The following is a 12,778-nucleotide window of genomic DNA, read 5'->3' as shown; positions in this document are numbered from 1 at the left end:
GAGCTACAGGTCCTTGGCGAGCCTCAGCGCGTCGTAGATCGCCGCATGGGTGTTGCGCGCCGAGACGGCGTCGCCGATGCGGAAGAGCTGAAAGCCTCCCTCCGCCGCCTCCTGCGGCTCGCCCTCGATGAGACGCATGTAGTCGACCGCGCCGCGGTTGCTCGATTTCGGCTTCAGCGCGAAATAGAGGTCGTCCATCGGGATGGTACCGTGGTTGACCACCACCTGGTCGACCCGGCGCACCTTGTCGACGCCGCCGTAATCGCTGCCGATATGGGCGATCAGCTCGTTGCCGTCGCGCGTCACCTTGTCCAGCCGGAAGGTGACGGTGAAGGTCACGTCCAGCTTCTGCAGGCTGCGCATATAGGGCACCAGGTTCATGCCCATGACCTCGGGCGCGAAGGAACGATCGGGCGTCATCACCTCCAGCTTGGCGCCGGATTTGGCGATCGCCTCGGCGGCCTGCAGCGCCGGGTTGTCGCCGGCATCGTCGAACAGCAGCACGTTTGTGCCCGGCTTCACGTCGCCCGACAAAATATCCCAGGTGGAGACGACGAGATCGTTGCCTTGCGCCAGCACCTCCGTGTGCGGATAGCCGCCGGTGGCGATGATCACCACGTCCGGCTTCTCGGCCAGCACGTCGCTCTCTTCCGCCCAGGTATTGAAGCGGAAGGTGACGCCCTTGGCCGTGCACTGCGCCATGCGCCAGTCGACGATGCTGATCATCTCCTGTCGGCGCTGGCTGCGAGCCGTCAGCCGCACCTGGCCGCCGTGATGGGCGGAAGCCTCGAACACCACGACCTCATGGCCGCGCTCGGCCGAGACGCGCGCGGCCTCGAGCCCGGCGGGGCCGGCACCGACGATCACCACCTTTCGCTTTTTGTCCGCCAGCGGAATGTCGTGCGGCATGGTCAGCTCGCGACCGGTGGCAGCGTTGTGGATGCAGTAGGCAGCACCACCCTGGTAGATGCGGTCGAGGCAGTAATTCGCGCCGACGCAGGGGCGGATATCCTCCTCGCGACCTTCCATGATCTTGCGCACGATGTGCGGGTCGGTCATGTGCGCGCGGGTCATGCCGACCATGTCGAGCTTGCCCGACGCAATCGCGTGACGAGCCGTTGCGACATCGGGAATGCGCGCTGCATGGAAGGTCGGCATGCCGACCTCGGCACGCACCTCGCCGGCGAAATCGAGATGCGGCGCGCTCGGCATGCCCTGGATCGGGATCACGTCGGTGAGACCGGGGTCGGTCTCGATATGCCCACGGATGACGTTCAGGAAGTCCACCATGCCCGATGCCTTGAAGCGGCGGGAGATTTCCAGTCCGTCCTCGCGCGTAAGGCCGCCGGCAATGGCCTCGTCAGCCGTGTAGCGGATACCGATAATGAAGTCCGGCCCGACGCGCTCGCGCATCGCGGCAAGAACGTCGAAGGTGAACCGGAGTCGGTTGTCCAGCGAGCCGCCATAGGGCGCATCCAGCGTGTTGGTCAGCGGCGACCAGAACTGGTCCATCAGGTGCCCATAGGCCTCGAGCTCGATGCCGTCGAGGCCGGCCGCCTTCATGCGCTCGGCCGCATCGGCATAATCCTTTATGATGCGCTCGATGTCCCAGTCTTCCAGCTTCTTCGGGAAGGCCCGGTGTGCGGGCTCGCGATTGTGCGAGGGCGAAACCGCGGGCAGCCAGTCGCCCTTGTCCCAGCGGGTGCGGCGGCCGAGATGGGTGAGCTGGATCATCACCGCCGCGCCATGTTCATGGCAGGCATCGACCACGTCCTTCATCCACGGCACCACCTCGTCCTTGTAGGCGAGGATGTTGTTGAACACCGGCGGGCTGTCGCGCGCGACGGAGGCGGAACCGGCGGTCATGGTGAGCGCAACACCCGCCTTGGCACGCTCGGCGTGATAGGCACGGTAGCGCGCCTTGGGCATGCCATCTTCGGGATAGGCCGGCTCATGCGAGGTGATCATGATCCGGTTTCGCAAGGTTAGGTGCTTCAACTGGTAGGGTTGGAGAAGCGGGTCGTTCGACATCGATGGATGCTCCGAGGACAAGGCGTCGAGAGGATCGTAAGTGGAAATGTACAGCAGTGTCAATTCCATCGACAGCGTCGTACATTTTGGGTTGCGTGGCACTTGCCGCTGTGCTTAGTTCCCGGCCATGGAGCAGGAGAAGCTTGGCGAGACGGGATGGCGCGGGTCACGCGAAGGGTGGCTCGACGCAGCCTATGAAAGCCTGGTTGAGGCCGGCGTGGATGCCGTGCGCGTCTTGCCGCTGTCAAGGCGGCTGAAGCTTTCGCGCACCAGCTTCTACTGGTTCTTCGCGGATAGGGAGGAGTTGCTAGCCGCACTGGTCGACCTTTGGCGGTCCAAGAATACCGGCAATCTGGTCAAGCAGACGGAAAGCTATGCCGGGAGCATCGCAGAGGCGATTCTCAACGTGTTCGACTGCTGGCTCGATCCAAAGCTGTTCGATTCCCGGTTCGAGTTCGCGGTTCGCAGCTGGGCGCAGCAATCGCCAGACGTCGCCAGGGAGATCGATGCGGCCGACACCGTCCGCCTGGAAGCCTTGCAGGCCATGTTCATCCGCTTCGGCTTCGAACCCTTTGCCGCAGACGTTCGGGCCCGGACAATCTACCTGACCCAGATCGGCTACATCTCGATGAAGACCGAAGAAACGCTTGCGACCCGCATGGCGCGCATCCCCAAATATGTGGAGATCTTCACCGGGCGCGAGCCGACGGCCGGCGAGATGAAGCGCTTCTGTGCGCGGCACGGCTATTTGCCTTCCGCCGACGCAGCACAGGATGCCGCCCAATGACGGAACGGACCATCGGCATCGTCGGCGGCGCCGGATGGATGGGCCGCGCGATCGCCCGCTCGATGCTGGAAGCGGGCTTTGTCGAGCCTTCCGGCCTTGTCTTGTCGAGCCGATCGCACAACACGCAGGGTCTTGCCGGCTGGCCGGGCATCACCTGCCTAACCGACAACCATGAGCTGACCGCCCGCTCGGATGTGATCATCCTCTCGGTCCGTCCGGTACAGTTTTCGGCCGTGGACATCGACGCTGCCGGCAAGCTGGTCATCTCGGTAATGGCCGGCGTGCCGGTCGCAACCCTTGCCGCAAGGACCGGAGCTACCCGGATCGTGCGCGCCATGCCGAACGCGGCCGCCGAGATCGGCAAATCCTACACGCCGTGGTTCGCAAGCGAAGGTGCGGACCCTGCGGACAAGGAACTGGTGCGGCAGCTTTTCGAAACATGCGGTACCACCGACGAGGTGTTTCGCGAGGCCGACATCGACTATCTGACCGGGCTGACCGGCTCGGGCCCCGCCTTTCCCGCCCTGCTCGCCGATGCGATGCTCGGCCACGCGCTGGAAAGGGGCCTGCCGGCAAAGGTCGCAAAGAGGGCGGTCGAAGCCGTGGTTGCGGGAGCAAACCAGCTTCTCGCGGATAACAATGCCTCGCCGGAGGAGACCGTACGGACATTCCTGGAGTACCGGGGAACGACGGCCGCGGGGCTGCAGGGAATGATCGACGGCGGCTTTGTCGAAGCCGTCCGGGCCGGGCTCGACGCAGCGGAAGCCGCTGCCGTCGGGATGTCCCAGGGTCAGTGAGGAGGGGCCGGCGCTGTCGTCCGAGGGGGATCCCTGCGACGCGCATCGGCTTGGGGTTTGGGGCCGCGCATGCATTTGGCATGCCTGCGGGGCCCAGCGACTGGCGGTTGACGCGGTGTCGATTGCCAGGTCGTTTGTCTGACACCGCAACTATGGGAGAGAAAATGAAATACCTGCTTGCATCCACCGCTGTGGCCCTCGGCATGATGGCCTTCGGTGGAACCGCGAACGCCGCCGAATGCGGCACCGTGACCATCGCCAACATGAACTGGCAGTCGGCGGAAGTGCTCGCCAACATCGACAAGCTGATCCTCAACGCCGGCTATGGCTGCGATGCAGAGCTGGTCGTCGGCGACACGGTCCCGACGCTCACCTCCATGACCGAGAAGGGCCAGCCCGACATCGCGCCGGAAGGCTGGGTCGACCTGCTGCCGGACGTGGTGCAGCGCGGCATTGCCGACAACAAGCTGGTTTCCACGGTCGAGGCCCTTTCCGACGGCGCCGTGCAGGGCTGGTGGGTGCCGAAGTACATCATCGACGCCCATCCCGACATCAAGACCATCGACGACGCACTGAAGCACCCCGAGCTGTTCCCGGCTCCGGAGGATTCGTCCAAGGGCGCCGTCTTCAACGGACCGCAGGGCTGGGGCGGCACGCTGGTCACCACCCAACTCTTCAAGGCCTATGAAGCCGAGAAGGCCGGCTTCGTGCTGGTCGACACCGGCTCGGCCGCCGGCCTCGACGGCTCGGTCGCCAAGGCCTACGAGCGCAACGAAGGCTGGATGGGCTACTACTGGGCGCCGACCGCGCTGCTTGGCAAGTACGAGATGGTCAAGCTGGAATACGGCGTGTCCCATGACGCGGACGAGTGGAAGCGTTGCAACACCGTTGCCGACTGCCCGGATCCGAAGCGCAACGAGTGGCCCAAGGACAGCGTCCAGACGCTGGTGACGACCGGCTTTGCCGAGCGCGCCGGCCCGGTCATGGACTACCTGAAGGCCCGCAGCTGGTCGAACGACACCGTCAACAAGCTGCTCGCCTGGATGACCGACAACCAGGCCACCGGCGAGGAAGGCGCCAAGTACTTCCTCAAGAACAACGAGGACGTGTGGGCCAAGTGGGTTTCGCCCGAGATCGCCGAGAAGGTGAAGGCTTCGGTGCAGTAACGAGCCTGACGAAACAGCGGCGGCGCGCGACCATGCGCGCCGCCGACCCGTTTCCGAGGCCCGCCTCGACTATGAAAATGACGTTCCGCCGGTTGGGAAAGAGGAATCGATGGATTGGCTGACAAGATTTCCACACATGAACGACGACACGTTGCGCGTTCTGAAAAAGAGCATCGATGAAGGGTTCCGCGCCTTCACCCGCGCTTATGGCGGCGGCATCGAGGCCTTCTTCCAGCCATTGCAATATTTCCTGATCCAGTCCGAGCGGTTCATGACCGGCACCCCCTGGCCGATCATCCTCGTGCTGATTGCCGCCATCGCCTGGATCGCCAGCCGCAGCTGGAAGATCGTCGCCGGCGCGGTTGTCACGCTGCTGCTCATCGGCCTTTTCGACATGTGGGACGACACGATGAAGACCATCTCGATGATCTTCGTCTGCACCGTCCTGTCGATCGTGCTTGGCATTCCCATCGGCATCGCCATGTCGCGCTCGGACCGGCTGCAGAGCTGGATCAGCCCGATTCTCGACGTGATGCAGACCATGCCGAGCTTCGTCTATCTCATTCCCGTGGTGATGCTCCTGGGCATCGGCAAGGTGCCGGGCCTGATTGCGGTCGTCATCTACGCCATCCCGCCAATGATCCGGCTCACCAATCTCGGCATCCGCCAGGTCGACCGTGACGTGCTCGAGGCGGCCGACGCCTTCGGCTCGTCGAGCTGGCAGAAGCTGAAGAACGTGCAGATGCCGCTGGCGCTTCCTACCATCATGGCGGGCATCAACCAGACCATCATGATGGCGCTGGCCATGGTGGTGATCGCCTCCATGATCGGCGTGCAGGGGCTCGGCCAGCCCGTGCTGAAGGCCATCGCCAACCAGTACTTCACGCTCGGCATCTTCAACGGCCTTGCCATCGTCGGCATCGCCATCATCTTCGACCGCGTCAGCCAGGCCTACGGCAAGCGGCTGCAAAGACATCTGGAGGTCGTCCATGGCTGAGACGCAACGCAGCGGTGACAACGGCATCCAAATCCGCAACCTCTACAAGATCTTCGGGCACAACGCCGCGGCCTCTGTCGAGCTCGTCAAGCAGGGCATGTCGAAGGCCGAGCTGAACCAGAAGCACGGCCATGTGCTCGGGCTCAACAACATCAATATCGACATGCCGAGTGGCGGCATCTTCGTCATCATGGGCCTGTCGGGTTCCGGCAAGTCGACGCTGATCCGCCACATCAACCGGCTGATCGACCCAACCGCCGGCGAGGTCATCGTCGGCGGCGCCGACGTGGTGAAGATGAACCCGCGCGAACTCCAGCAGTTCCGCCGGCACCAGACGGCGATGGTGTTCCAGAAATTCGCGCTGCTGCCGCACCGCAACGTGCTGGAGAATACCGTCTACGGGCTGGAGATCCAGGGCCTCCCCCGCGCCAGGCAGGTGGAGTCGGCCATGCGCTGGATCGAGCGCGTCGGCCTGAAGGGCTTCGAGCAGAAATATCCGAACCAGCTCTCGGGCGGCATGCAGCAGCGCGTCGGCCTCGCCCGCGCGCTGACCAACGACGCGCCGATCCTGCTGATGGACGAAGCGTTCTCGGCACTCGACCCGCTGATCCGCATGGACATGCAGACGGTGCTGCTCGACCTGCAAAAGGAGATCAAGAAGACCATTGTCTTCATCACCCACGATCTCGACGAGGCGCTTCGCCTCGGCGACCGAGTTGCGATCCTGCGCGATGGCGAGGTGATCCAGCAGGGCACCGCGCAGGACATCGTGCTCAATCCGGCCGATGGCTACATCGCCAACTTCGTGAAGGAGGTGAACCGCGGACGCGTGATCCGGCTCGAAGCCGTGATGACACCTGTCAACGGATCACAGCCGGCCGCCGTGAAGGCACATGCCGACACTACGCTCGACGAGGCCGCGACGATGCTGACCAGGGCCGGGCAGAACGAGCTTTCGGTCGTCAATGGCGACGGCACGCAGATCGGCAGGCTGGACCTGCAGCGGATCATTTCGGCCATGGTCACGCCAGCGGCCGGCGAGGCCAACCAGTAGCAAGACGGCGGGAGGGCTGAGCAAGGCAGCAGCCCTCCCCTCCGGCCGGAATGCTCATATCGGAGATCGTTCCGGTCGAACGCGCCTGGCTATCCGGCTGCCGAACCTGGCTTGACCGCCCTATTTTCTCTGCTGACTCTACTGATAGGCCGTTGCCGTGGGACCGGCCTCGGTACAGCATCAGCATCGAAAGGGCGAAAACCATGCGTCTCTTGCTGGCATGCTCGATTATCGCCGGGCTCACCACTGTCGCCCATGCCGACATGCGCGTCAGTTTCGAGTGGGGCCCGACAAAGAAATGCTTCGACGTCAACTCGCCGCCGTTCAAACTTTCGGGCGTCCCCTCGGGCACGACGAGCCTGGATTTCCAGATGACGGATCGAAACGCCCCGACCTTCCACCATGGCGGCGGCCAGGTCGCCTATAAGGGACAGGCGGCCGTGCCTTACGGAGCCTTCAAGTACAAAGGTCCCTGCCCGCCGTCAGGCGTTCATACCTATGTCTTCACGGTGAAGGCACTGGATAGCCGCGGTGAAACATTGGCTACCGCAAAGGCATCGCAAGAGTTTTCCCACTAGCCAGCACGGCGGCGGCCTGACCTGCAGCCAGGCCGCCCTTTGCAAAGCCCTCAGACGTGCGGCTGCTTCGTCTTGCGCAGATAGGGCAGGATCCTGTCGAAGGCACCGAAGCGCTTGACCGCCTCGTCGTCGGACACCGCGGCGGTGATGATGACATCCTCGCCCTGCTTCCAGTTCGCAGGCGTCGCAACCTGGTGCTTGGCGGTGAGTTGGATGGAATCCAGCGCCCGCAGGATCTCGTCGAAGTTGCGCCCCGTGGTCATCGGGTAGGTCAGTATCAGTTTGACCCGCTTGTCCGGGCCGATGATGAAGACCGAGCGCACCGTGGCGTTGTCGGCCGGCGTGCGTCCTTCCGACGTGTCGCCGGATTCCGCCGGCAGCATGTCGTAGAGCTTCGCGACCTTCAGGTCGCGATCGCCGATCAGCGGATAGTCGACCTCATAGCCGGTGGCGATGCGGATGTCGTCCTTCCACTTCTGATGACTTTCGACCGGGTCGACCGAAATTCCGATGATCTTGGCGTTGCGTTTGGTGAACTCGTCGGCGATGCCAGCCATGGCGCCGAGTTCGGTGGTGCAGACCGGCGTAAAGTTCTTGGGATGCGAGAACAAGACCGCGTAGCCGTCGCCGATCCAGTCATGGAAATGGATCGTGCCCTTGGTGGTCTCGGCAGTGAAGTCCGGTGCAATATCGTTGATACGAATGCCCATGGCATGGCTCCCTGTGTCGTTCCTTGAAACAGACGGTATGCATCATACCTCAAACATCGGCCGGCCCGAAGAGCCATGTAGAGACCGGATTTCATCGTGGCGCGAGGCCAGCGCATGGCCGAGAAATGCCGCACTCAGCGTAGGTTCCAGAGCCGGCGGGCATTGCCGGAGAGCAGTTTCGTGCGCTCTTCGATTGAAGCCCCCGCCAGCAGCGCATGCGTGGCCGCCACCCAGCTCGACAGGCCACCGCCCAGCGTGCAGACCGGCCAGTCGCTGCCCCAGACCACCCGATCCCAGCCGAAGCAGGCGATCGTGTGCTCGACATAGGGTTTTAGCGTCTCCACGGTCCAGGTTGCCGGATCGGCATAGGCGACCACACCCGAGACCTTGGCCACCACGTTATCGCGCCGGGCGATCTCCGTCATGTGTTCCCGCCAGGGATGCTCCTGCCCGCCCTTGATGTCGGGAACGCCGCAATGGTCGAGCACGAAGCGGACATTCGGGGCAAGGTCGGCCAGTTGCATTGCACGCGGTATCTGATGCGGCAGAACGCAGAGGTCGAAGGTCAGCCCGGCATTGGCGACCCGCTTCAGGTTCGCCCGGAACAGCGCTGCGTCCGACAGTTCGTCCGGAACGACATGCAGCACCCGCCGAAAGCCCTTCACGAAGGGGTTGGCCTGCTGGCGTTCGAGATAGGCCGGAAAGCCTGCTTCCTCCGGCCGGCAGGAGGCGATGGCGCCCGCCACGAGGCTACCGGACTGCTCGGCCAAGCGCTGGACATAGGCGGTCTCGGCCTCGATGTCTGCCGGATCGACGTCGACCTCCATATGCAGCGCCGTCGCGATGCCGGCGCGGCGCGCCTCGGTTTCGTAATGCTCGTAGCGGAAATCGCGGTTGAGAGCCGCCGCGCCTGCCAGCCAAGGATAGCGCAGGGCCGAAAGGTCTATCAGATGCAGATGCGTATCGACGATCATGGGCGCTCCCCTCCCTTTCGCACCACGCCGCGCAGGGCATCATATTTCGAAACGCTCGTCCACGGATCAAATGCTCTTGCTCAAGACGCGCCCAACGAAAAGTCGTGCCTTTCCGCAGATCGGCGATACATTGTCGGCGCCGCAAGCCGGCGTGAGAGAACAAAAGGAGCAGGGAGGATCGCAATGGGGACAGATCTGCAGGGCAAGACGGTGCTGGCGACGGCCGCCGCACAGGGGATCGGACGGGCAACCGCGCTCGCCTTCGCGCGTGCCGGCGCGACGGTGGTGGCCACCGACATCAACGACGAGCTCCTGGCAGAGCTCGCCCAGGAACCCGGGATCACGACCCGCAAGCTCGACGTGCTGGACAACGCGGCGGTGGCCAAGATCGCATCCGACATCGGCCCAGTCGACATTCTCTTCAACTGTGCCGGCTTCGTCCATTCCGGCTCCATCCTGGAGATGAAGGACGAGGAGCTCGACTTCGCCTTCGACCTCAACGTGCGCTCAATGGTGCGCACCATCCGCGCGGTGCTGCCCGGCATGATCGAGCGCGGCGGCGGCTCCATCATCAACATGTCGTCGGTGGCTTCCAGCATCAAAGGCGTGCCGAACCGCTTCGCCTATGCGACCACGAAGGCGGCGGTGATCGGCCTGACCAAGGCAGTCGCCGCCGACTATATCGGCCAGGGCATTCGCTGCAACGCGATCTGCCCCGGCACGGTGGAGAGCCCGTCGCTGGAAGGCCGCATGCGCGCCGGAGGCAATTATGAAGCCTCGCGAGCCGCTTTCATCGCCCGCCAGCCCATGGGCCGGCTCGGCACGCCGGAGGAGATCGCCGATCTCGCCGTCTACCTGGCCGGCGCCAGCTATACCACCGGTCAGGCCTACGCCATCGACGGCGGCTGGGCGATGTAAGCCGACCGGGCGGAAAGCGAACAGCCCGGCGCGACGGCGCCGCACCGGGCTCAGTCGCTCCGGCCGTCATTGCCGAAGGCCGCTCCCCTCAACAAGCTGCAACAGCAGTTCGCGCAGCCGCAACGGACCGGGCGGCAGCGGCCCCCGGCGCTCGATGCGCTCGATCTCCACGGCCGCGGCTGCGGCAATGTCGGCATCGCGCGGCAGCCAGAGCAGCCAGGCGATCAGGATGTCCTCGGGCGCAGGATGCGCCTCGGCGGCGGCAGGCCCCCAATGCATGTTCGGGCGCGGGGCTGCGCCCGGCAGTCTCTGCGATCCCATGCGTCAGGCCTCGATCTCGAGCGCCGAGAGCGGCCGCGAACAGCAGGCCAGGACAAAACCGTCGGCGATCTCGTGATCGAGAATGCCGCCGTTGTGGTTCATCTCGACCTCGCCGGACACTTTCTTGACCTTGCAGGTGCCGCACAGGCCGAACTCGCAGGCTGCCGGAATGCGCACGCCTGCCGCGCGCGCGGTCTGCAGCACGGTCTGGCCGGCCACGCATTCGGCATCGACCTCCGACATCGAGAAGCGTATCGGCGTCGTGACCTCGACTGGCGTTCCGGCAGCACCCTCGCCGGGCGCCGCATCGGCGAAAGGCGGCGGCACAAGCTCGACAGCGGGCGCGCCGAAGTTTTCCTGATGGTAGCGCGCCATGTCGAAGCCGGCGGCTTCAAGCATCTGACGCACCGCCCGCATGAACGGGTCGGGCCCGCAGCAGAAGATCTCGCGCTCGCGGAAGTCGGGCGAGAGCAGCGGCAGGCGCACGGCGTCGATGCGGCCCATATGGCCGAACCAGCTTTCGCGGCTCGACCGCTCTTCGACCAGGAAGCCGAGCGAGAGACCCGGCATCTGGTTGCCGAGCAGTTCCAGTTCCTTGCGGAAGATGATCTCTTCCGGCCGCCGCGCGCAGTTGACGAAGGCGACGTCGGTCTGAGGCGCGAAATCGTTCAGCCAGCGGGTCATCGACATCATCGGCGTGATACCCGACCCCGCCGAGATGAACAGGTACTTAGCCGCCGGGTGGTTGTGCAGCGAAAAGTCGCCGGCCGGGCCATAGGCCTTCACATGCATGCCCGGCCGCAGGTGATCGAACATCCAGCGCGTGCCGACGCTGTCGGCCTGCGCCTTGACGGTGACCGCGATTGAAAAGGGCCGCGAGGGGCTGGACGACAGCGTATAGGTGCGTAGCACGGGCTCCGCGCCCACCGGCAGCTCCAGCGTGACGAACTGGCCCGGCTGGTAGCGGAACCAGGTCTGGTTGTCGGAGCGGAAGGTGAAGGTCTTCACCTGCGGCGCCTCGTCCGCCACGCCGATGCATTCCAGCACCTGCAGCTTGTCGTTCCATGGCAGCATCTGGTCGAGATGCTTATAGAGGCTGATGGAGGTCATGGCGTTCATCCCGCCCTCCCGCCTCAGGCGACGCTGCGCAGCGAGGGCTTTTCGCCCTCGGCAAGGCGCGGCTCGATGAAGCCGCAATACCAGTCGACGAACTGGATCACGCCGCCTTCATGCACCTCCGAATAGGGTCCGGGCTCGTAGGCCGGCGACTTGATGCCGAAGGCGTTCTCCTCGACGATCCGCCGGTCCTGGTCGTTGGTCTCGGTCCAGACATGAGTGAGTTCGGCAAGATCGTAGTCGACGCCTTCCACCGCATCCTTGTGCACCAGCCACTTCGTCGTCACCGCCGTTTCAGTGGCACTGATGGGCAGCACGCGGAAGGTAACCGCGTGGTCGCCCAGCACGTGGTTCCACGTCGTCGGGTAGTGATAGAGCAGCAGCGAGCCGATACGGTCGGCCGAGACGCTGTCGGACAGGTTGCGCTGCACTGCGCGCTTGCCGGTCATGGTGTAGCTGACGGCATCGCGCAGCAGCGGCGTGCGCGTGGCGCGGTACTGGCCGGCGGCATCGATGCGGAATTTGCTCGGCAGACCGGCCGCCTCGCATTTCTGCCAGTGCGCCACCATCTCCGGGTCGCTGTCGGCGCCATTGACGCCGGTCACGTTCGGCGCCTCGGGGAAGGTCTTGCACAGTTCGGGATGGTTGCCGGCGCAGTGGTAGCACTCGCGGTTGTTTTCCCACACCAGCTTCCAGTTGCCCTTTTCGATGATGGTAGTTTCGTGGGCGACCTTGGCGTCGCGCAACCGGTGCGGCAGGAGGTAGGGTTCGACCATAACCCGCATCGGCGCAAAGTCGGCCGGCTCGTCGGCCAGACAGATGAAGACGTAGCCGCCCACGCTTTCGCAGGCGACGGGCTTGAGGCCAAAGCCGCTGGCGTCGAAATCCGGCCCCATCTGGCGGGCGAACAGCAGGCGGCCGTCAAGCTCGTAGGTCCACTGGTGATAGGGGCAGACGAGCTTCGCCGCCGTGCCCTTGTGAGCGGTGCACACGCGGCTGCCGCGATGGCGGCAGGAGTTGTGGAAGGCGCGGATGTCACCGTTCTGGTCGCGAACGACCACCACCGGGAAATCGCCGATCTGGACGGTCATGTAGCTGCCGGTCTTGGGCAGCTCGCAGTCGTGGCCGACAAACAGCCAGTCGCGATACCAGATCAGCTCCATGTCGAGTTTGAAATAGTCGGGGTCGATGTAGAAGGGCTGCTCAAGGCTGAAGCCGTCACGGCGGCTGCGGATCTGCCTCAGCATTTCGGTGCGTGTATCCATGTCCTGTCCTCGCTTTGCTGGCGCACAAGGACTGAACTGGTGGTGATTTCAGGGGAGGAAGATT

13 protein-coding genes are annotated in these 12,778 nt (G+C 64.4%); 7 read left to right on the top strand and 6 right to left on the bottom strand.

The features are described from left to right. Positions 1 to 3: 3 nt before the first annotated feature. Positions 4 to 2,031, bottom strand: a complete 2,028-nt coding sequence (locus ABLE85_RS16740) for an NADH:flavin oxidoreductase (RefSeq protein ID WP_348793851.1) — start codon at positions 2,029 to 2,031, stop codon at positions 4 to 6. A 127-nt stretch (positions 2,032 to 2,158) separates the two neighbouring features. Between ABLE85_RS16740 and ABLE85_RS16735 the strand changes: the two genes are divergently transcribed. From ABLE85_RS16735 to ABLE85_RS16710, 6 genes are all read left to right on the top strand, one after another. Beyond that, positions 2,159 to 2,818 (top strand): TetR/AcrR family transcriptional regulator, encoded by a 660-nt coding sequence (locus tag ABLE85_RS16735; RefSeq protein WP_348793850.1) that lies wholly within the window; start codon positions 2,159 to 2,161, stop codon positions 2,816 to 2,818. Further along, complete coding sequence (locus tag ABLE85_RS16730; RefSeq protein ID WP_348793849.1) at positions 2,815 to 3,615, top strand: pyrroline-5-carboxylate reductase dimerization domain-containing protein; 801 nt, start codon at positions 2,815 to 2,817, stop codon at positions 3,613 to 3,615. Before ABLE85_RS16735 ends, ABLE85_RS16730 begins: the two co-directional genes overlap by 4 nt. Before the next feature lie 164 nt (positions 3,616 to 3,779). Then, on the top strand, positions 3,780 to 4,781 hold the full coding sequence (locus tag ABLE85_RS16725; protein WP_348793848.1) for an ABC transporter substrate-binding protein: 1,002 nt from the start codon (positions 3,780 to 3,782) through the stop codon (positions 4,779 to 4,781). A gap of 109 nt (positions 4,782 to 4,890) precedes the next feature. Beyond that, positions 4,891 to 5,778 (top strand): proline/glycine betaine ABC transporter permease, encoded by an 888-nt coding sequence (locus ABLE85_RS16720; protein ID WP_348793847.1) that lies wholly within the window; start codon positions 4,891 to 4,893, stop codon positions 5,776 to 5,778. Then, positions 5,771 to 6,832 carry a glycine betaine/L-proline ABC transporter ATP-binding protein gene (locus ABLE85_RS16715; protein ID WP_348793846.1) on the top strand — a complete coding sequence of 354 codons (1,062 nt, stop codon included), beginning with the start codon at positions 5,771 to 5,773 and terminating at the stop codon, positions 6,830 to 6,832. The genes ABLE85_RS16720 and ABLE85_RS16715 overlap by 8 nt, the downstream gene beginning before the upstream one ends. A gap of 203 nt (positions 6,833 to 7,035) precedes the next feature. After that, entirely contained in the window at positions 7,036 to 7,410 is a 375-nt protein-coding gene (locus ABLE85_RS16710; protein WP_348793845.1) for a YbhB/YbcL family Raf kinase inhibitor-like protein, read from the top strand. A gap of 50 nt (positions 7,411 to 7,460) precedes the next feature. On the opposite strand, the gene ABLE85_RS16705 is transcribed toward ABLE85_RS16710, so the two are convergent. Together ABLE85_RS16705 and ABLE85_RS16700 are read right to left on the bottom strand one after the other, a co-directional pair. After that, positions 7,461 to 8,120, bottom strand: a complete 660-nt coding sequence (locus ABLE85_RS16705; protein ID WP_348793844.1) for a peroxiredoxin — start codon at positions 8,118 to 8,120, stop codon at positions 7,461 to 7,463. A gap of 134 nt (positions 8,121 to 8,254) precedes the next feature. Further along, positions 8,255 to 9,094 (bottom strand): amidohydrolase, encoded by an 840-nt coding sequence (locus ABLE85_RS16700; protein WP_348793843.1) that lies wholly within the window; start codon positions 9,092 to 9,094, stop codon positions 8,255 to 8,257. Positions 9,095 to 9,277: 183 nt separating this feature from the next. Between ABLE85_RS16700 and ABLE85_RS16695 the strand changes: the two genes are divergently transcribed. After that, positions 9,278 to 10,012: an SDR family oxidoreductase gene (locus ABLE85_RS16695; protein WP_348793842.1), complete on the top strand. Its 735-nt coding sequence runs from the start codon at positions 9,278 to 9,280 to the stop codon at positions 10,010 to 10,012. Positions 10,013 to 10,078: 66 nt separating this feature from the next. Here the strand turns inward: ABLE85_RS16695 and ABLE85_RS16690 are convergent, their stop codons facing one another. Genes ABLE85_RS16690 through ABLE85_RS16680 form a run of 3 tightly spaced genes read right to left on the bottom strand, consistent with a single transcriptional unit; the run spans position 10,079 to position 12,714 of the window. Then, the gene (locus tag ABLE85_RS16690; protein WP_348793841.1) at positions 10,079 to 10,333 is read right to left on the bottom strand and encodes a hypothetical protein; all 255 of its coding nucleotides are present in this window, start codon (positions 10,331 to 10,333) and stop codon (positions 10,079 to 10,081) included. Between the two features lie 3 nt (positions 10,334 to 10,336). Continuing rightward, complete coding sequence (locus ABLE85_RS16685) at positions 10,337 to 11,443, bottom strand: hybrid-cluster NAD(P)-dependent oxidoreductase (RefSeq protein ID WP_348793962.1); 1,107 nt, start codon at positions 11,441 to 11,443, stop codon at positions 10,337 to 10,339. Positions 11,444 to 11,466: 23 nt separating this feature from the next. Then, positions 11,467 to 12,714, bottom strand: a complete 1,248-nt coding sequence (locus tag ABLE85_RS16680; protein WP_348793840.1) for an aromatic ring-hydroxylating dioxygenase subunit alpha — start codon at positions 12,712 to 12,714, stop codon at positions 11,467 to 11,469. Between the last annotated feature and the right edge of the window lie 64 nt (positions 12,715 to 12,778).

Origin of the sequence: Mesorhizobium sp. KR1-2 (genome assembly GCF_040045035.1) — a bacterium.
Classification (GTDB): Bacteria; Pseudomonadota; Alphaproteobacteria; order Rhizobiales; family Rhizobiaceae; genus Pseudaminobacter.
This window is presented reverse-complemented; position numbering and strand designations above follow the sequence as displayed.